Source organism: Roseovarius sp. (assembly GCF_965277045.1).
Lineage (GTDB): Bacteria > Pseudomonadota > Alphaproteobacteria > Rhodobacterales > Rhodobacteraceae > Roseovarius.
Genome location: NZ_OZ255712.1, coordinates 1,696,737 through 1,714,677, shown reverse-complemented (window position 1 = coordinate 1,714,677; position 17,941 = coordinate 1,696,737). Strand labels below are relative to the sequence as shown.

At 64.2% G+C, this 17,941-nt stretch carries 17 protein-coding genes; 8 read left to right on the top strand and 9 right to left on the bottom strand.

Going from position 1 to position 17,941, the window contains the following annotated elements; genetic code table 11:
* Positions 1-26: 26 nt before the first annotated feature.
* Genes arsH through ACQY4V_RS08530 form a run of 3 tightly spaced genes read right to left on the bottom strand, consistent with a single transcriptional unit; the run spans position 27 to position 2,186 of the window.
* Positions 27-752: an arsenical resistance protein ArsH gene (arsH, locus tag ACQY4V_RS08540; RefSeq protein WP_428516544.1), complete on the bottom strand. Its 726-nt coding sequence runs from the start codon at positions 750-752 to the stop codon at positions 27-29.
* A complete protein-coding gene (gene arsB / locus ACQY4V_RS08535) occupies positions 752-1,825 on the bottom strand; it encodes an ACR3 family arsenite efflux transporter (RefSeq protein ID WP_428516542.1) in 1,074 nt (357 codons plus the stop codon). The genes arsH and arsB overlap by 1 nt, the downstream gene beginning before the upstream one ends.
* Positions 1,826-1,853: 28 nt before the next feature.
* Positions 1,854-2,186 (bottom strand): ArsR/SmtB family transcription factor, encoded by a 333-nt coding sequence (locus ACQY4V_RS08530; RefSeq protein WP_428516540.1) that lies wholly within the window; start codon positions 2,184-2,186, stop codon positions 1,854-1,856.
* A 169-nt stretch (positions 2,187-2,355) separates the two neighbouring features.
* On the opposite strand from ACQY4V_RS08530, the gene ACQY4V_RS08525 reads away from it, so the two are divergent.
* Positions 2,356-3,336 (top strand): zinc-binding dehydrogenase, encoded by a 981-nt coding sequence (locus tag ACQY4V_RS08525; protein WP_428516538.1) that lies wholly within the window; start codon positions 2,356-2,358, stop codon positions 3,334-3,336.
* 72 nt (positions 3,337-3,408) lie between these two features.
* Here the strand turns inward: ACQY4V_RS08525 and tyrS are convergent, their stop codons facing one another.
* The gene (gene tyrS / locus ACQY4V_RS08520) at positions 3,409-4,662 is read right to left on the bottom strand and encodes a tyrosine--tRNA ligase (RefSeq protein WP_428516536.1); all 1,254 of its coding nucleotides are present in this window, start codon (positions 4,660-4,662) and stop codon (positions 3,409-3,411) included.
* A gap of 63 nt (positions 4,663-4,725) precedes the next feature.
* On the opposite strand from tyrS, the gene ACQY4V_RS08515 reads away from it, so the two are divergent.
* The 7 genes from ACQY4V_RS08515 to ACQY4V_RS08485 all read left to right on the top strand — a co-directional run bounded on the left by ACQY4V_RS08515 (position 4,726) and on the right by ACQY4V_RS08485 (position 12,395).
* The gene (locus ACQY4V_RS08515; RefSeq protein WP_428516534.1) at positions 4,726-5,844 is read left to right on the top strand and encodes an anhydro-N-acetylmuramic acid kinase; all 1,119 of its coding nucleotides are present in this window, start codon (positions 4,726-4,728) and stop codon (positions 5,842-5,844) included.
* Positions 5,841-6,590 (top strand): maleate cis-trans isomerase family protein, encoded by a 750-nt coding sequence (locus ACQY4V_RS08510; protein WP_428516532.1) that lies wholly within the window; start codon positions 5,841-5,843, stop codon positions 6,588-6,590. The genes ACQY4V_RS08515 and ACQY4V_RS08510 overlap by 4 nt, the downstream gene beginning before the upstream one ends.
* A gap of 330 nt (positions 6,591-6,920) precedes the next feature.
* The gene (locus tag ACQY4V_RS08505; protein WP_428516530.1) at positions 6,921-8,519 is read left to right on the top strand and encodes an ABC transporter substrate-binding protein; all 1,599 of its coding nucleotides are present in this window, start codon (positions 6,921-6,923) and stop codon (positions 8,517-8,519) included.
* Between the two features lie 417 nt (positions 8,520-8,936).
* Positions 8,937-9,950, top strand: coding sequence for a TRAP transporter substrate-binding protein DctP (dctP, locus tag ACQY4V_RS08500; protein ID WP_428516528.1), 1,014 nt, complete (start codon positions 8,937-8,939; stop codon positions 9,948-9,950).
* A gap of 74 nt (positions 9,951-10,024) precedes the next feature.
* A complete protein-coding gene (locus ACQY4V_RS08495; protein WP_428516526.1) occupies positions 10,025-10,651 on the top strand; it encodes a TRAP transporter small permease in 627 nt (208 codons plus the stop codon).
* A 3-nt stretch (positions 10,652-10,654) separates the two neighbouring features.
* Positions 10,655-11,941 carry a TRAP transporter large permease gene (locus ACQY4V_RS08490; protein WP_428516524.1) on the top strand — a complete coding sequence of 429 codons (1,287 nt, stop codon included), beginning with the start codon at positions 10,655-10,657 and terminating at the stop codon, positions 11,939-11,941.
* Between the two features lie 13 nt (positions 11,942-11,954).
* Entirely contained in the window at positions 11,955-12,395 is a 441-nt protein-coding gene (locus tag ACQY4V_RS08485) for a universal stress protein (protein ID WP_428516522.1), read from the top strand.
* 109 nt (positions 12,396-12,504) lie between these two features.
* Here the strand turns inward: ACQY4V_RS08485 and ACQY4V_RS08480 are convergent, their stop codons facing one another.
* The 5 genes from ACQY4V_RS08480 to ACQY4V_RS08460 all read right to left on the bottom strand — a co-directional run bounded on the left by ACQY4V_RS08480 (position 12,505) and on the right by ACQY4V_RS08460 (position 17,779).
* Positions 12,505-13,896 (bottom strand): Nramp family divalent metal transporter, encoded by a 1,392-nt coding sequence (locus ACQY4V_RS08480; RefSeq protein ID WP_428516520.1) that lies wholly within the window; start codon positions 13,894-13,896, stop codon positions 12,505-12,507.
* 354 nt (positions 13,897-14,250) lie between these two features.
* On the bottom strand, positions 14,251-15,312 hold the full coding sequence (locus tag ACQY4V_RS08475; protein WP_152492596.1) for a methyltetrahydrofolate cobalamin methyltransferase: 1,062 nt from the start codon (positions 15,310-15,312) through the stop codon (positions 14,251-14,253).
* A gap of 3 nt (positions 15,313-15,315) precedes the next feature.
* Entirely contained in the window at positions 15,316-16,248 is a 933-nt protein-coding gene (locus ACQY4V_RS08470; protein WP_428516518.1) for a methylenetetrahydrofolate reductase, read from the bottom strand.
* 32 nt (positions 16,249-16,280) lie between these two features.
* A complete protein-coding gene (locus tag ACQY4V_RS08465) occupies positions 16,281-16,586 on the bottom strand; it encodes a virulence factor (RefSeq protein ID WP_152492594.1) in 306 nt (101 codons plus the stop codon).
* A 230-nt stretch (positions 16,587-16,816) separates the two neighbouring features.
* Positions 16,817-17,779 carry a hypothetical protein gene (locus tag ACQY4V_RS08460; RefSeq protein ID WP_428516516.1) on the bottom strand — a complete coding sequence of 321 codons (963 nt, stop codon included), beginning with the start codon at positions 17,777-17,779 and terminating at the stop codon, positions 16,817-16,819.
* Between the last annotated feature and the right edge of the window lie 162 nt (positions 17,780-17,941).

Below are 17,941 nucleotides of genomic sequence, written 5' to 3'. Positions count from 1 at the left end.
AGGTGAAAACCCACGCGCCGCACGGGTCACTCCGTCCCGATCGCCTTTGCCGCGTTCACCCGCGCCGATAGCTCCTCCAGCGTCTCCACCCGCTCGCTGTAGCGATCCGTCAAATACCCCGCCTGTCCGCGCGTCAGCAGCGTGAATTTCACCAACTCTTCCATCACGTCCACCACCCGGTCATAGAGCGGCCCCGGCTTCATTCGGTCGGCCTCGTCGAACGCGTCCCAGGCTTTCGGCACCGAAGACTGGTTCGGGATCGTCAGCATCCGCATCCAGCGCCCCAGGATCCGCATCTGGTTCACCGCGTTGAAGCTCTGGCTGCCGCCACTCACCTGCGCCACGGCCAGCACCTTGCCCTGCGTCGGCCGGATCCCCCCGATCGGGGCCAGCGGAATCCAGTCGATCATGCTCTTCATCACGCCGGTCATCGCACCATGCCGCTCAGGGCTGACCCAGACCATGGCTTCGGACCACATCACCAGATCGCGCAGCTCGGCCACTTTCGGATGGCTGACCTCCGCATCGTCCGGCAGGGGCAGCCCGTGCGGATCATACGTTCGCGTCTCCGCGCCAAGATGGCGCAACACCCGCGCCGCTTCCTCGCTCAACAGCCGCGAGTACGACCGCTCCCGCAAACTGCCATAGAGCAGCAGCACACGCGGCGCATGGGTGGCGCGTTCCGCAGGGAACAGCTTGCCTTCGTCGATATCGGGCAGGGCGCCCGCCTTCAGGTTAGGCATCTCGTCCATCATCGCGCGCCCTCTCGTTCAACCGAGTGCCCCGGAAACCGCGCCCGTGTCCGGTTGGCGAAGGCCACCAGCGACAGCATTACCGGCACCTCCACCAGCACGCCCACCACCGTGGCCAGCGCCGCGCCCGAGTTGAGTCCGAACAGGCTGATCGCCACGGCGACCGCCAATTCGAAGAAGTTCGAGGTACCGATCATCGCGCAGGGTGCCGCCACCCGGTGCGGCACGCGCATCACGTAGGCCGCGCCATAGGCCAGCGCAAAAATTCCGTAGCTCTGGATCAGGATCGGCACCGCGATCAGCGCGATCACGAAGGGGTTCGCCAGGATGATGCTGCCCTGCAAGCCGAACAGGATCACCACCGTCGCGATCAGCCCGATGATCGACCACGGCTTGACCCGTGCCGTGAACGCCTCGATGGCGGTTTCCGAGCCCAGCATCCTGCGCGTCACCAGCCCCGCCAACAGCGGCAGCACCACGTAGAGTACCGTCGCCGTCACCAGCGTCTGCCACGGTACGGTGATGTCCGTGACGCCCAGCAGGAAGGCCACGATGGGCGCAAAGGCCACCACCATGATCAGGTCGTTCACCGACACCTGCACCAGCGTATAGGTCTCGTCGCCGCGGGTCAGCTGCGACCACACGAACACCATCGCCGTGCAGGGCGCCGCCCCCAGCAGGATCAGGCCCGCGATATACTGCGCCGCATCCTCCGGCGCGATCCACGGCGCAAAGACGTAGTCGAAGAACACCACCGCCAGCAGCGCCATGGTGAAGGGCTTGATCAGCCAGTTGACCATCAGCGTGATCACCAGACCCTTTGGCTGTTTCGCCACCGCCGGAATGGTGCTCAGGTCGACGCCGATCATCATCGGATAGATCATCGCCCAGATCAGCACCGCCACCACCAGGTTAATCTTCGTGACTTCCGCCGCCGCGACCGCCTCCACCAGCCCCGGCGCCACGACGCCCAGCGTGATGCCCAGCACGATGGCCAGCGCGATCCAGACGCTCAGGTAGCGTTCGAACACGCCAAGTCCGCTGTCCTGCGCGGTGTCGGCTCTGTCGGTCATGCCTGCCTCTCTTTCGGTTCTGCCCTGGTCAGCATTCGAGTGAAATCCCGTCAATAAGCGATTGGCATTGCGCCGGAGTCCCGCCGCAACAATCCTCCATCAGGAACGCCAGCAACCCGCGGATGCCCTCGATCTCGGCCCGGTAGCGCACCGATCGACCCTCCCGCGCCGCCCGGATCAGCCCGGCTTGCGACAGGATCGACAGATGCGCCGACATGGTGTTCTGCCGCACCGCGCAGCGTTCCGCGATCTCTCCCGCCGCCATGCCCTCGGGGCCGGCGCGCATCAACAGGCGAAACACGTCCAGCCGCGTGTCCTGCGACAGCGCCTGAAGGGCGGAAAGGGCGGCTGACTTATCCATATATCGAGAATTATGGATGTATTCCCCGCAGCGCAAGCGACGTTTCCATGAAAGGGAACCGCTGCCGCCACGGCAGCACGGCGGCGCAGGAACAAAACCCATCGCCACCCGTTCCGCCGGGAACAGGCCCGCAGTCCGGCCGCACGCTCAAAAAGAAAGGTCGATCCCAATGAAAGCCGCCCTCCACGACACGTTCGGCGACCCGGCAAAGGTCCTCTATGCCACCGATACGGACACCCCCGAACCGGGCGAGGGGCAGGTGCGCATCAAAACCCTGCTGTCGCCCATCCACAACCACGACCTCTGGACGGTCCGCGGCACCTACGGCTACAAGCCTTCGTTGCCGGGCGCCATCGGCGGCTCCGAAGCGGCGGGCATCGTCGATGCCGTGGGCGCGGGCGTCGATGACAGTCTCACCGGGCAGCGCGTCGCCGTCGCGGGCGTCCACGGCACCTGGGCCGAGCATTTCCTGGCCCCGGCGAACGGACTCATGCCCTTGCCCGAGCAGATTTCCGACGAGCAGGGCGCCCAGCTCATCGCGATGCCGTTCTCGGCCATCTCCCTGCTCGACAGCCTGAAGGCCGACAAGCGCGACTGGATCGTCCAGACCGCCGCCAACGGCGCGGTGGGCCGCATCATGGCGGTTCTGGCAGCCGAACGCGGCATCAACCTCGTCAACCTCGTGCGCCGCGAGGAGGCGGCGCAAGGCCTGCGCGATGCCGGCACGTCCAACGTCATCTCGACGTCCGAGGACGACTGGACCGATCAGGTGCGCCAGACGGTCGGCGACGGCAAACTGGTTTCCGCCATCGACTCCGTCGGCGGCGACATCGCTGCACATCTTGTCGATATCCTGTCCAGCGACGGCGAACTGATCGTGTTCGGCACGGCCACGGACGAGCCGATGCCGCTGTCCTCGGGGCCTCTCATCATGAAGCAGATCACGGTCAAGGGCTTCTGGGGCGCGCGCGTCGGGTCCGAGATGGACCCCGACCGCCGCGAAAGCCTGATGAAAGAACTGGTGACACTCGCCGTGCAGGGAAAGCTTCCGCTCGCAACGGACGGTACGTATTCCCTCGATCAGGTCACTGACGCCGTGACCGCCTCGCTGACACCCGGCCGGGACGGCAAGGTGATGCTGAAACCCTGAGGCCCGGACCGGCCCCGTTTTCCGAAAAAGAAAACGCCCCGGAATTTTTAAAAATTCCGGGGCGCCAATGCCTTACCCGATGATCTTCACCAAGGCGTGCCGCTTCTTGCCCGCCGATAGCTTGATCGGGCTGGCCAGCGCTTGCGCGTCAACCATCAGCCCCGCATCGGTCAACGGCTGGTCGTCCATCTTCGCCCCGTTCTCGGCAATCAGGCGCTTGGCCTCTTTCCCCGAACTTGCCAGGCCGGACTTCACGATCAGCTGCACGATGGAAATCCCGTCACCGACATCTTCGCGCGACAATTCCAGCGTTGGCAGGTCGTCCCCGACGCCGCCCTTCTCGAACACTTCCCGCGCCGTGGCCCCGGCCGCCTGTGCCGCCTCCGCCCCGTGCAGCAGCGTCGTCACCTCGTTGGCCAGAATGATCTTGGCCTCGTTGATCTCCGCCCCCGCCAGCGCGCCCAGCCGGTCGCATTCCTGCACCGGCAGCTCGGTATACAGCTTCAGGAACCGCCCCACATCGGCATCCATGGTGTTCCGCCAGAACTGCCAGAACTCGTAGGGCGACCGCATATCCGCATTCAGCCACACCGCGCCATCCGCCGACTTGCCCATCTTGCGCCCGTCGGCGGTCTCCAGCAGGGGCGAGGTCAGGCCATAGATCTCGTGGTCCAGCACCCGCCGCGTAAGGTCGATCCCGTTGACGATATTGCCCCATTGATCCGACCCGCCCATCTGCAACAGGCAGCCATAGCGCCGGTTCAGCTCCAGGAAATCATAGGCCTGCAGGATCATGTAGTTGAATTCGAGGAACGACAGCGACTGCTCCCGGTCCAGCCGCGACTTGACGCTCTCGAAGGACAGCATCCGGTTGACCGAAAAATGCCGCCCGATGTCGCGCAGGAACTCCAGGTAGTTCAGCCCGTCCAGCCACTCGGCATTGTTCAGCATCAACGCGTCCGTGGCCCCGTCGCCATAGGTCAGGTACCGCGCAAAGACCTGCTGCATCCCGTTGATATTGCTCTCGATCTGCTCGGGCCCCAGCAAGGGCCTCTCGTCCGACCGGAAACTCGGGTCACCCACCTTGGTCGTCCCGCCGCCCATCAGGGTGATCGGCTTGTGCCCCGTCTTCTGCAGCCACCGCAGCATCATGATGTTCAGCAGGTGCCCCACATGCAGCGACTGCGCCGTGGCGTCATAACCGATATAGGTCGGCACCACGCCCGCGCTCAGGGCCTCGTCCAGCCCCTGGTAATCGGTGCAGTCGGCCAGAAAGCCGCGCTCGATCATCGTGGCCATGAAATCCGATTTGGCGTGGTAGGTCATATCGCTTGTCCCAGCTGGTTTTGCGCGGCATGTATAGGGATGGTTCAGGCGAAGGAAAAGGCCATGTTGAAGCCCGGTTTGAAGAGCGGCCCGGTCTGGGCGCTCGGGGCGATGTCGGGCACCTCTCTCGACGGGGTCGATGCCGCCATGGTCCAGACCGACGGCGAGATGATCTTTGCCTTCGGCGACAGCGCCTATCGCGCATATTCCCCCACGGAAGAGGCCGTGCTGCGCGACGCCCTGGGCAAGTGGCCCGACGAGGTGGGCCAGGAGGTTCTGCCGCTTGTCCAGCAAGCCCATGTCGACGTCCTGTCGCGCCTCAACGGCGCGCAGATCGTCGGCTTTCATGGCCAGACCCTCGCGCACGAACCGCAGGGGCGCGGCACGCACCAGCTGGGCGATGGCGAGGCGTTGGCCATGCATCTCGGCCTGCCGGTCATCTGGGACTTCCGCTCGGCCGACGTGCGCCTGGGCGGAGAGGGCGCGCCGCTCGCCCCGTTCTTCCACTTCGCCTGTGCCAAGTGGATGGGGGCCGACCGCCCGCTCGCGTTTCTCAACCTCGGCGGCGTCGGCAACATCACCTGGATCGACCCCAGCCGCGACAGCCCCGATCAGGACGGCGCGCTTCTGGCCTTCGACACGGGCCCCGCCAACGCGCCCATTAATGACCTCATGATGCAGCGCCGGAACCAGCCTTGCGACCGCGACGGCGCCTTGGCGCTGCAAGGCACCGTGGCCCAGGGCGCGCTCGAACTCTTTCTCGACGAGCCATATTTCCGCAAGATCCCCCCGAAAAGCCTCGACCGCGACGCGTTCTCCGACCTCTACACCCTCGTGCACGAACTCAGCGACGCCGATGCCGCCGCCACCCTCACGGCGATGAGCGCGGCATCGGTCCTGCAAGCGATGGAACATTGCCCATCCCCGCCCGAACGCCTGCTGGTCTGCGGCGGCGGGCGCAAGAATCCCGTCATGATGGCGATGCTGCGCGCCGCGCTCGATGCCGTGGTCGACCCGGTCGAGGCCGTGGGCCTCGACGGCGACATGCTCGAAGCGCAGGCCTTTGGCCACCTCGCCGTGCGCGTGTTGCGCGGCCTGCCCACATCCTGCCCCGCGACAACCGGCGTCGCGGCGGCGGTGGCAGGCGGCACTGTCAGCTGGCCGGACGGGAGCTCGCGATGAAATACGACCTGGACACCGGCATGGGCACCCGCATTGGCCTCGTGGTCCTCAGCACCGACGAGACGCTGGAAACCGAGGCGCGCCACGTGCTTGCAGGCCGCGACGTGGGCGTGCATCACACCCGCATCTTTTCCGACAACGAGGTCAGCCCCGAAAACCTGCTGTCCATGCAGGAACGCATGGCCGCCTCCGCTGCCCTTCTGCCGGGCGGGCTGGATGCGGTGGGCTACGGTTGCACCTCCGCCTCGGCGCTGATGGGCCCCGAGCTTGTCGAGGGACAGGTGCAGCTGGCCCATCCCGGCGTGCCGGTCACCAACCCGATCAGCGCCGTGGTCGCCGGGCTCCGGGCGCTCAATGCCTCGCGCATCGCGATGGTCACGCCCTACTCGGCGCAGGTGATCGCCCCCATGCGCAATTTCCTGGAATCGCGCGGCATCGAGGTGGTGCACAACCTCAGCTTCGGCGAAACCGATGACCGCCGCGTCGCCCGCATCACCGAATCCTCCACCCATGCCGCCGTCACCGAGGCGGCCAAGGCCAAGGGCGTGCAGGCCATCTTCACCTCTTGCACCAACCTGCGCACCTTTGGCGTGATCGACGCGCTTGAATCCGAGCTTGGCCTGCCGGTCATCAGCTCCAACCAGGCGCTCATGTGGCACGTTCTGGGCCGCGCGGGCACGGATGCCCGCGGCTGGGGGCCGGGCCGGCTCTTTCAGACCGAGGGCGTGCGCACCGCCGTCGCCTGACGGCGCCGCCACCGAAAAACCACCCCCCGTCCCGGGCCTGACCCTGCCTGCCCCGGGTTTGACCCGGAGGAACCTCAACGCCGCCAGAGATCCCGGATCGGGTCCGGGATGACGTCCACCCACACCCTTGCTGACCGTCGCAGGGGCGACCAGGACGCTCAAAAAAGTGCCACCCGGCGGGGGAAACCGCGCATGCACCCAACAACCACGAGACAGATCGTGAAAAGACTCGCTAAGCTGCGCCATGGGGGAGGTGCATCACGTGCATTACGTCCCCCCGGAAAAGATAAAAAACGGCCACCAAAAGGCCGGTCCAACAAGGAGAAGAGAATGGATTTCCTCGACAAGCTGACGCGCGACCTGCGCACGCGCCGGATCTCGCGCCGCCGCTTCATGCAACAGGGCCTCGCCGCCGGTGCGACCGTCTCGGCGCTGTCGCTGACCGCCGACATGGTCCAGGCCCAGACCCCGAAAAAGGGCGGCCACCTGCGCGTCGCCCGCGGCCACGGCGCCACCACCGACAAGCTCGATCCCGGCGTGATCGAGAACGGCTACACCATCGGCCTCTCGCTTGGCGGCTACCAGGGCTACCTGACCGAAATCGCCACCGACGGCAGTCTCGCACCCTCGCTCGCCGAAAGCTGGGAATCCTCGCCCGACGCCAAGACCTGGACGTTCAAGCTGCGCGACGGGCTGGAATTCCACAATGGCCGCACCGTCAAGGCCAGCGATGTCGTGGCCTCGATCAACCACCACCGGGGCGAGGGCAACACCTCAGCCGCCGGCCCGCTGGTCGCGCCTGTGGTCGACCTCAAGGCCGATGGCGATCTCGTCGTGGTGGTCGAGTTGGAATCGGGCAATGCCGACTTTCCGTTCATCATGACCGACTATCACCTGCCAGTGATGCCCGCCAATGACGACGGCACGATGAACTGGCAGGATTATATCGGCTGCGGCTCCTACGTGCTCGACAATTACGACGCGGGTGTCAGCTCGCAGCTGTCCCGCTATGCCAACCACTGGAGCGACGACGTGGCCTTCTTCGACACGGTCGAGGTCCTGTCGATCATCGACCAGAACGCGCGCACCTCGGCGCTGGTGTCGGGCGACGTCCACGTGATCGACCGGGTCGACCTAAAGACCGCGGCACTTCTGGGCCGCCGCCCCGGCGTGAACCTGAAAACCACCACCGGCACGCTGCACTATTCGCTGCCGATGCTCTGCGACGTCGACCCCTATACCGACAACAACATCCGTCTCGCGGTGAAATACGCCATCGACCGGCAGGAACTGGTGGATAAGATCCTCTTTGGCTACGGCGAGGTGGGCAACGACCACCCCATCGGCTCGGGCCAGCGCTTCTACAATGACGAGCTGGAACAGCGCACCTACGATCCCGACCGCGCCAAGTTCCACCTCAAGGAGGCCGGCATGGACTCGATCCAGCTGGAAATCATGGCCTCCGAGGCCGCCTTCGCCGGGGCGGTCGACGCCGCCATCCTGATCCAGAACTCCGCCAAGGGTGCGGGCATCGACCTCAAGGTCAACCGCCAGCCCAATGACGGTTTCTGGGCCGACCACTGGATGAAATCGCCCTTCATCACCAGCTACTGGAGCGGGCGTCCGGTGGAGGACCAGATGTTCTCGACCACCTACCAGACCGGCGTGTCCTGGAACGAGTCGCACTGGTCGAACGAACGTTTCGACAAACTTCTGGTCGAGGCCCGCGCCGAGCTCGACGAGGCCAAGCGCCGCGACATGTATTTCGAGATGCAGAAGATCCTCAACGAGCAGGGCGGCTCGGCCATCCCGATGTTTGCGTCCTACGTCTTCGGCGTGGGCGACGATGTCGGCATGCCCAAACAACTGGCCACCAACTGGGATCTCGACGGCGAACGCTACATGGAACGCTGGTGGCTCAACAGCTGACCTGACGGGCAGGGTGGGGCGCCCGGACGACCGGCACGCCCCACCTTTCGCCTTGCGCCGGACGACATCGCGCCCCTTAAAAACGCAGCGTTGCAAACCAGATGTCGGCCCCGCCATTCCCGGCTGCCGATCGGGAGCCCGCAACCGGTTCTGTGCGAAAATCATGTGTTCGCGCTCAATTTTCACGTTGCACGCACAGGTTCCCCCAGAAAAGGCGCCTGATTTTTCAGCATGGTTTTCGACGCTGCAGGCCATGGTCAATGCACAGGCATTGGCTTGATTTTATTGAGTAATTTCAACACCTCCAAAGTCCCGTCACCGTGTCGCGCCGCCTCGGTCGCGCCGGATAAGTTAATTGACAGCTTAACGCCGGCCCCTCAGCCTAGGGTCAGTCACGAAAGAAATGGGAGATTTGAAATGGCTAGATTTTTGCCCACGTCCTTTGCCGCCGCGGTCGCCGCAGGCATGGCACTGAGCGCAAGTACCGCGAACGCCGAGACCTGGCGCTACGCTTTCGAAGAAGCGCTCGACGAGGTCCAGGGCGTCTATGCCCAGAAGTTCAAGGAAGAGGTCGAGGCCAATTCCGACCACACCATCCAGTTGTTCCCCTACGGCACGCTGGGCGAATCCGCCGACACGATGGAGCAGGCCCAGGCCGGCATCCTGCAATTCGTCGATCAAAGCCCGGGCTTCACCGGCTCTCTGATCCCCGAGGCGCAGGTCTTCTTCGTGCCGTACCTGTTGCCGCAGGACACCGAGAAACTGGGCGAGTTCTTCCGCACCTCCAAGGCCATCAACGAGATGTTCCCCGAGCTCTACGCCGAACAGGGGCTGGAACTGCTGACGATGTTCCCCGAAGGCGAGGTCTGCATGACCACGCAGGAACCCGTCACCGGGCCGCCCGACCTCGACCAGGTCAAGTTCCGCGTCATGACCAACCCTCTGCTGGTGGAAAGCTACAAGGCCTTCGGCGCCACGCCCACGCCGCTGCCGTGGGGCGAGGTCTACGGCGCGCTTCAGACCGGCATCATCCAGGGCCAGGAAAACCCGATGTTCTTCATCGAGTCGACCAAGATGTACGAGGTGACCGAGGTCATCACCTGCGCCGGGCACAACAACTTCACCACCGCGGTGATGGCCAACCAGGAATTCTATGAAGGTCTGTCGGAAGAAGACCAGACCGTGATCCAGAACGCGATCGACGTCGCCTTCGATCACATCATCGAGTACCAGAAGGGCCTGCACGAAGAGAGCATCGAGAAGATCAAGGAAGCCAAGCCCTCGATGCAGGTCAACACCCTTTCCGAGGAAGAGCGCCAGCCCTTCATCGATGCCGGCGCCTCGGTCGAGGACACGTTCCTTGAAATGACCGGCGATGGCGGCAAGCAGATCCTCGATCAGCTCAAGGCCGACCTGGAAGCCGTCCAATAACAACAAAAGCCGTGCCGCGGCCGTGCCTTCCGGGGCGCGGCCGTGGCCGGAACCACTGAACGCGGGGACAGGCTATGTCAGACGAACACGGCTCGCAGATCCAGTCGCAGACCGACACCACTGGGCTGGACGACGAACCCACGGGAGAATACGTCTCCACGCTGCCCGGAATTCTCGGCACCATCGACATTCTCATCAGCAAGATCGAGGCGGTGATGCTCGCCGTCGGCGTGCTCCTGATGGCGGCCAATACCATCGCCAACGTGGTCGGGCGCTTCGTGTTTCAGAACAGCATCTTCTTTTCCGAAGAACTCAACCGCATCCTGATCATCCTGATCACCTTCGCCGGGATCAGCTATGCCGCCCGCCATGGCCGGCATATCCGCATGTCTGCGATCTACGACACCATGCCGCCCAAGGCCCGCAAGCTGATGATGATCGTCATCACGCTGGTCACGGCGGTGTTCATGTTCGGGCTGGCCTATTACGCCTATACCTACATTCTCACCCAGTCGGGCCGCGGCCGCGTGCTGCCCTCGCTTCAGATCCCGGTCTGGATCACGCTCGTATGGGTCCCGGTGGGTTTCTTCATGACCGGGGTGCAGTACCTGCTGACCGCCATCAAGAACATCATCGACAAGGATATCTACCTCTCGACCGCCGTGCTCGAAGGGTATGACGACACCGAGAAGGAGGTCTGAACGATGGCCCTTACCATCTTTTCAATCATGATCGTCCTCCTGCTCCTGGGCTTTCCGATGATGATCCCGCTGATCGTCGGCGCCTTCGTCGGGTTCTACACCATGTTCGGTGGCTTCGGTCAGCTTGAAACCATGATCCAGCAGATCATGGCCGGTATCCGGCCCGCGTCCCTGATCGCGGTGCCGATGTTCATCTTTGCCGCCGACATCATGACGCGCGGCCAGTCCGCCAACCGCCTGATCGACCTTGTCATGGCCTTCGTAGGGCACCTGAAGGGCGGGCTTGCGGTGTCGACCGCCGCCGCCTGCACCATGTTCGGCGCGGTCTCCGGTTCCACCCAGGCCACCGTCGTGGCTGTCGGCTCGCCCCTGCGCCCCCGGATGCAGAAGGCGGGCTACAACGACAGCTTCATCCTCGCGCTCATCGTCAACGCCTCCGACATCGCCTTCCTGATCCCGCCCTCGATCGGCATGATCATCTATGGCGTCGTCTCCAACACCTCCATCGCCGAGCTTTTCATCGCCGGCATCGGGCCGGGCCTGCTGATCCTCGTTCTGTTCTCGTTCTACGCGTGGATCTACGCCGTGCGCAACAATGTGCCCACCGAACCCAAATACACCTGGGGCGAACGTTTCAACGCCGGACGCAAGGCGCTCTGGCCGCTGGGCTTCCCGGTGATCATCATCGGCGGCATCTACGGCGGCATCTTCAGCCCGACCGAGGCCGCGGCGGCCTGCGTGCTCTACGCGCTGGTGCTCGAAGTCATCATCTTCCGCGAAATGGACCTCAAAGGCGTCTACGAAACCGCCAAGTCCACCGGCCTCATCACCGCCGTGGTGTTCATCCTCGTGGGCGTCGGCGCCGCGTTTTCATGGGTCATTTCCTTCGCCCAGATCCCGCAGGAAATCCTGGGCGGCATCGGCATCGACGAGATGGGCCAGATCGGCGTGCTTTTCGTCATCTCCATCGCCTTCTTCATCGGCTGCATGTTCGTCGACCCGATCGTGGTGATCCTGGTCCTGGTCCCGATCTTCGCCCCTGTGGTCGAGTCCGTCGGGCTCGACCCGGTGCTGGTCGGTACGATCATCACGCTTCAGGTCGCCATCGGTTCGGCCACGCCGCCCTTCGGCTGCGACATCTTCACGGCCATCGCCGTTTTCAAGCGGCCCTATATCGAGGTGATCCGCGGCACGCCGCCCTTCATCTTCATCCTGTTGTCGGTCGCCGTGCTGCTGATCTTCTTCCCCCAGATCGCCCTGTTCCTGCGGGACCTGGCCTTCGACAAGTAACCGGAGGAGAGACATGTACAAATCCATCCTGGTGCCCTTCGACGGGTCGCCCAATTCCGAGTTGGCCGTGGACAGGGCCATCGAGATGGCGGCCCTCTGCGGCGGCGCCGCGCTGACGATCTTGACCGTCTATCGTCACCATTCGATGCTCGAGGCTTCGCTGTCCATGGTTCGCCCCGACGAACCGGGCAACATGGACGACGCCATGCGCAGCCACGCCGAAGAGGTCGTCGGCACCGCGAAGAAACGCGCGCAGGACGCCGGCAAGACTGACGTCCGCGCCTTCGTCATGGCCGGCCCCACCGCGCGCAACATCGTCAAGTTCGTCGAGGAGCACGGCATCGACCTGATCGTGATCGGCCGGCGGGGCATGGGTTCGATGGAAGGCTACCTTCTCGGCAGCGTCTCGCAGAAGGTCACGTATCTCTCGCCCGTGCCGGTGCTGATCGTCTGACGCGGCGGCACGCGCGTCCGGGGCAGGGGCGCCGCATCCGGCCCGCCCATGAAAAAAGCCGCGCCACGGTATCCCGTGGCGCGGCCTTTTCGTACAAGGTCGGGGCGCGCTAGGCCGTCGCCATCATGAACAGCACGTAGATCGACACCAGGGTCAGGCCGATCGTCCCGGCCCAGGCCAGCCCCATCATGAAGCGGCCGGGCATGTGCTCGCGCTCCTCCGGCGTCTGGAAGCCATCGGTGATCGCCTTGATCGTCAGCCAGTAGATGACCGGCGAGAAGACCAGCGCCAGGATCGAAGCAAGCTGCACCACCAGGATCGGCTTCGGCAATCCGAACATCACCGCAGCCCCCCCGATGACCCACAACACCTGGAACCCGCGGTTGATCAGCTTGCGCGTTCCGGGCGTGTCCCAGCTCGTCTTCAGCCGCACACAGCATTCCTCGAACACGCGCGCCTGACCGTCGAAATAGGTGAACACGGTCGAGAACAGCGCCGCGATACCGCCCGCGATGATGACCGGGAAAACCCACGCGCCGAACGTGTCGGTATAGATGCGCGCGATCGTCACGCCCATTTCACGCCCCGCGGGAACCAGCCCGATCGGGTTCAGCACGACGGCGCCCACGATCAGGAACACCATGCCGGTCAGCGCCGCGATGATATAGGACACGTTCATGTCGCGGCGATAGAGGATCATCGAGTTCTTCATGTAGTCGGGATGCACTTCGACCGTGTGGCCCTTCTCGCGCATTTCCTTGACGTAGACCATGCCGCTTTTCTTGTCGACGGCCCAGTTGGACTGCATCGCGGACACCTCGGTCGTGGTCGGAAAATACCCGAACATCGCCCCGAACAGGATCATGGCCCCGGCCGGCGGAAGGCTCGGCATCAGCCGCGACAGGTACTCACCCGGGGGCGGTGCCTGCAGCGCGAAGGCGATGAAGGACGACAGCGCGAAGACGATGATCGCCACCTTCACCACGCCTTCGAACACCTCGTACTTGCCCAGCCACAGGATCGCGACACTGATCAGCAGGACGGACATCGACCACATTTCCAGCGACATGAACGGAAACGCGGCCCAAAGCAGCGCACCGCACCCCAGGGCCCGCCCCGCAATGCCAAAGGTGTTGGCCAGCGACTGGAAGCCAAGATACCAGAACGGCCACTGGCCGACCCGGGCATAGGCGTTCATGATGCTTTCGCCCTTCACCATCGTGTAGCGGTGCGCGAATTCGAAACAGCAGTATTTCAGGATATAGGCCGCCGGGATGATCCACAGCAGGGCGTAACCGTACTGCGCGCCGGCGGTCGGACCGTGCATGATGTGGCTCGCCCCGATGCCCGTCATCGCGGCGGCGATCCCCGGGCCTGCGTTCTTCCAGGTGTCCTTCAGCGTCGTTCCCGGCGCATCGAGGTAGATCGTTTCGCCTGGCACGGCATCGGATCCGCTTTCGGCGGTATCCTTGCCTCCCGCTGGTATTGAAATGTCACTCAACTCTTGTCCTCCCAGACATCGTGCAAGCCCTTCGCAGGACCAGTCCGATGCGCCCTGAGGCCGCTCGGGTCGTCCGTGACACGCGTCGGGCGATACTCTTTGTTGTCAGGGCAAATTGAGGCAGCGCGAACCTCCTCGTACGCGCTGTCATTTTGCCCACACTGGTAGGCTGGCATCCCACACACCAAATATCAAGGCAAATATAATTACGCGCAGAAACCGGCTGTTGCGACCCCCTGTGCCAACGGACAGCTACCAGGATCTCGGGCATGTCTGAAGCTCGCTCATCGCCCTCGCACAATGAAAAAGCCCCGGCGCGAGACCGGGGCTTTCCAGAGTTCACTGTCCGGGTGTTCAGGCCCGGCGACGGCGCCGTCCACCGCGTCCGCCACGTCCGGCCTCTTCTTCGCCGGCTTTCGGCGGGGCCTTGTTGAACTTGATCCACTCGCCGCCATGCGGGTCGTTGTTGGTCAGGAAGTTGGCGGCGCGAATGGCCTCCATCTCCTTGCCCGCGCGCGGCTTGGTGCTGCCCAGGCCGAACAGCTGGCAGAAGGTCTCGTCGTCCATGTCCTCGGGAATGATGATCCCCGCGGCCTCGGCCTCGGCCCGCTTGGCGGCCTTCTCGGCCTCCTTCACGGGCAGGGCGATCGGGTTCATGATGGCGCTCGTCATCCCCGCACCCATCGCCATCGGCAGGAACGCGTTGTTGATGCCGTGCCGGTTGGGCAGGCCGAAGCTGATGTTGGACGCACCGCAGGTGGTGTTCACGCCCAGTTCCTCGCGCAGGCGGCGGACAAGCGTAAAGACCTGCTGACCGGCCGTGCCCATCGCGCCGATCGGCATGACCAGCGGGTCGACCACGATGTCATGCGCCGGAATGCCGAAATCGGCGGCCCGTTCCACGATCTTCTTGGCCACGGCAAAGCGCACGTCAGGATCTTCGGAAATCCCGGTGTCGTCGTTCGAGATCGCCACCACGGGGACGTTGTATTTCTTGACCAGCGGCAGAACCAGTTCCAGCCGCTCTTCCTCGCCGGTGACCGAGTTCAGCAGCGGGCGACCCTCGCAGGTCTCAAGCCCCGCTTCCAGCGCGCCGGGCACCGAGCTGTCGATGCACAGCGGCACGTCCACCAGCCCCTGCACCAGTTCCACGACCTTGCGCATCAGCGGCGGCTCGGTCTGGTTGGGATCGGGGTTCGAGTTGTAGACAACGCCCGCGTTGATATCCAGGACCGTCGCGCCCGCCGCGACCTGCGCGATGGCGTCGGCCTCCACGGTCGAGAAATCGCCCGCTTCCAGTTCGGCGGCCAGTTTCTTGCGGCCGGTCGGGTTGATCCGCTCACCGATCACGCAGAACGGCTGGTCGAACCCGATGATGGCGGTCTTGGTTTTGCTTTCGACGATGGTACGCGTCATGACTTATCCTTGTTTCGCGGCGGGCACAGCCGAGGCGCCGCCGTTTTCGATCGCCCACTCGGCATTGGTCTTGATGCCGCCCAGCGGGAAGAAGTGCACGTTGGTGATGTTGAAATCCGGGTTGGCCGCCTTGTGCGCCGCCAGCTTGTTCAGCACGTCGGTCGGCTCGTAGGGCAACAGCAGCTTGGAGACGTCCATCGCACGCTTTTGCAGCACTTTCAGCGACGGGCCCACCCCACAGGCAATGGCGAACTTGATCAGCGTCTGCAGCTTGGCCGGCCCGGCGATGCCGATATGGATGGGCAGGGTGATGCCGGCGGCCGACAGGTCGTTGGCCCACTTGATGATCGGGTCGGCATCGAACGCGAACTGCGTGGCCAGCGCCATCTCGGCGTCGGTCCGCTCGGAAAACTTCTGCTTCCACTGCATCGCGTCGTCGACGTTCCTGCGCCCGCCATCGGGGTCGATGTCCTTGTTGCCCTCGGGGTGGCCCGCCACGTGCAGCCGCTTGAAGCCCGCCCGGTCGAACGCGCCGGATTCCAGCAACTGCATCGAGCTGTCGAAATCGCCATGCGGCTCGGTCACGCCACCGGCCAGCACCAGCGCCTGGTCGACGCCCGCCTCGCCCTGGTAGCGCGCGATCCAGTCTTCCAGCGTCGCCCGGTCCTTGATGATCCGCGCCGGGAAGTGCGGCATCACCTTGTAGCCTTCGGCGGCCACGCGCTTGGCGGTCACCACCATGTCCTCGATCGGCGTGCCTTCGATATGCGCGATGTAGACGCGCGTGCCCTCGGGCAGCAGGTCGCGGAAGTTGTCCACCTTCTCGGCGGTGCGCGGCATCACCTCGATGGAATACCCGTCCAGCAGTGCCTCGACCTGCGGGTTGACCGTACGTGCGCCCGGGGCTTCACGTTTCTTGAAGTTCAAAAGAGCCATCGCGGCCTCCCAGAAAGATTTGCGGGCACCGCTCACTGCGAGCCGGCCCAACCGTCATTCGCGATCAGCTGCTTGATGCGGTCCTGATCGTATTCCTTGTCCAGCCGCGCCGCCTCAGCCTCGGCCACCGCGTCGGCATCGCCCTCCACCTCGTAGGGCGCGGCCTTGCGCCACTCGGCGAGATAGGCATCGGTGTCCTCGGCGCCGACCTTCATGGCGGCACGGTCGATAGCCTGCTCGAACCGCTCGGGCAGGGGGCGCTTGGACCCGCGCCGGCCCTTGCCGACGATCACCTGCGCGGGGATGTCCCGCCAGTATACCACAGTCACATCGACCATCGCTGATTCCTCTACCTCGGTTGACTCTCTCTAATTCACCAGCCGGGTCCGACAGGGTCGTTTTTCGACTTAACGGCATCTTCCAGCGACGTCACCCTAACCGGCATGTCGTTTCAAGGCCACTGCAAGCCACCGGAAAATGATTCAAGTTTATCCCGCGCATGGCTCAACGCCAGCGGCACGTGGCCGAGCGGAAACATCCGGGACCGGTCTTGCCCTCACCAGGCTCGTCAGGCGGTCACGATCGAGATGAAGTCCTGGGGGTCAAGCCCCGGCGTGCCCGCCAAAGTACCAAGGTTGATCGTGCCCGAAACACTGTCTCCGGCCTCGTTCAGAAACGACACGACGATCTCCAGAGAGTCGCCATCCTCGCTGTCGCGGATTTCGGTCTCGACCGCGTCGCCGGACCCGGCGGTGTCGCTCAGGTCGATCACGATCTGGTCTTCCGCGGGATCGAAATCGCGCAGGTCGAGAATGCGCGCCGGTTCCGCGTCTTCATCCGCGCCGTCACCATAGGCCGGCATGAAGGTCAGGGTGTACGTATCGGCCCCGTCACCGCCATAGGCCTGCAATCCGATCTGCGGGCTCTGGTCGGGCACGGCAAGGTCGAGGTTCAGCGTGTCGTCGCCATCGCCACCCTCCAACTGCGTGAACTCCTCGTCATAGCTCTCTTGCTGAACGTTGATCTCGTCGTTCCCGTCACCGCCCCGCAGCACCGAGGCCGAAGGGTCGTGGGCGGTCATCACGTCGTCTCCCGCGCCGCCATCCGCGTTCACGTTGTAGACGATGGGTTGATCGTCCCCGATCGTGATCGTGTCATTCCCGTCCTGGCCCAGGATGTCGATGTTATTGACCCCCGTCGCGATGGAATCGTCTCCATCACCGGCTTCCACAGTCTCGACACGGGCGCCGATATCCTCGGCTGCGATCGTGTCATCACCGTCGGTGCCCATGAACACGGTCTCGGCCCCGGGCATATCGGTCTGATCCTCCGGCGGTACGTCTCCGATGTCTTCTCCTGGGTCGTCCCCGGAGTCTCCGCCGTCCGTCGACGGGTCCTGCGCATCATCGTCACCGCCGCCGGGCACAGCCACATCCCGCGCCGGTTCGTCGTCATCGTCGTTGACGAACTCATCAATGATAAATGCACTGGCCCCGATACCCAGCAGCGACAAGGCGATAATCGTAAACATGGCACCCCCAAGGGCCTGAGCAGACCGCAGCCTTCAAAGGCTAGGGGCAAACATCTGCCGAAGTCAAACGCGACCCGGCCCTTCAACGCCGAGGGGAAGGTAGATGAGTAGCAAGTATTGCGTGACGGCCTTGGAAGGACTACCTTTATATCAACTCGAAAT

What these genes read in the sequence shown, in the direction of transcription:
- arsH (WP_428516544.1), bottom strand. Translation starts at nt 752, where the DNA reads ATGGACGAGATGCCTAACCTGAAGGCGGGCGCCCTGCCCGATATCGAC.
- arsB (WP_428516542.1), bottom strand. Translation starts at nt 1,825, where the DNA reads ATGACCGACAGAGCCGACACCGCGCAGGACAGCGGACTTGGCGTGTTC.
- ACQY4V_RS08530 (WP_428516540.1), bottom strand. Translation starts at nt 2,186, where the DNA reads ATGGATAAGTCAGCCGCCCTTTCCGCCCTTCAGGCGCTGTCGCAGGAC.
- ACQY4V_RS08525 (WP_428516538.1), top strand. Translation starts at nt 2,356, where the DNA reads ATGAAAGCCGCCCTCCACGACACGTTCGGCGACCCGGCAAAGGTCCTC.
- tyrS (WP_428516536.1), bottom strand. Translation starts at nt 4,662, where the DNA reads ATGACCTACCACGCCAAATCGGATTTCATGGCCACGATGATCGAGCGC.
- ACQY4V_RS08515 (WP_428516534.1), top strand. Translation starts at nt 4,726, where the DNA reads ATGTTGAAGCCCGGTTTGAAGAGCGGCCCGGTCTGGGCGCTCGGGGCG.
- ACQY4V_RS08510 (WP_428516532.1), top strand. Translation starts at nt 5,841, where the DNA reads ATGAAATACGACCTGGACACCGGCATGGGCACCCGCATTGGCCTCGTG.
- ACQY4V_RS08505 (WP_428516530.1), top strand. Translation starts at nt 6,921, where the DNA reads ATGGATTTCCTCGACAAGCTGACGCGCGACCTGCGCACGCGCCGGATC.
- dctP (WP_428516528.1), top strand. Translation starts at nt 8,937, where the DNA reads ATGGCTAGATTTTTGCCCACGTCCTTTGCCGCCGCGGTCGCCGCAGGC.
- ACQY4V_RS08495 (WP_428516526.1), top strand. Translation starts at nt 10,025, where the DNA reads ATGTCAGACGAACACGGCTCGCAGATCCAGTCGCAGACCGACACCACT.
- ACQY4V_RS08490 (WP_428516524.1), top strand. Translation starts at nt 10,655, where the DNA reads ATGGCCCTTACCATCTTTTCAATCATGATCGTCCTCCTGCTCCTGGGC.
- ACQY4V_RS08485 (WP_428516522.1), top strand. Translation starts at nt 11,955, where the DNA reads ATGTACAAATCCATCCTGGTGCCCTTCGACGGGTCGCCCAATTCCGAG.
- ACQY4V_RS08475 (WP_152492596.1), bottom strand. Translation starts at nt 15,312, where the DNA reads ATGACGCGTACCATCGTCGAAAGCAAAACCAAGACCGCCATCATCGGG.
- ACQY4V_RS08470 (WP_428516518.1), bottom strand. Translation starts at nt 16,248, where the DNA reads ATGGCTCTTTTGAACTTCAAGAAACGTGAAGCCCCGGGCGCACGTACG.
- ACQY4V_RS08465 (WP_152492594.1), bottom strand. Translation starts at nt 16,586, where the DNA reads ATGGTCGATGTGACTGTGGTATACTGGCGGGACATCCCCGCGCAGGTG.
- ACQY4V_RS08460 (WP_428516516.1), bottom strand. Translation starts at nt 17,779, where the DNA reads ATGTTTACGATTATCGCCTTGTCGCTGCTGGGTATCGGGGCCAGTGCA.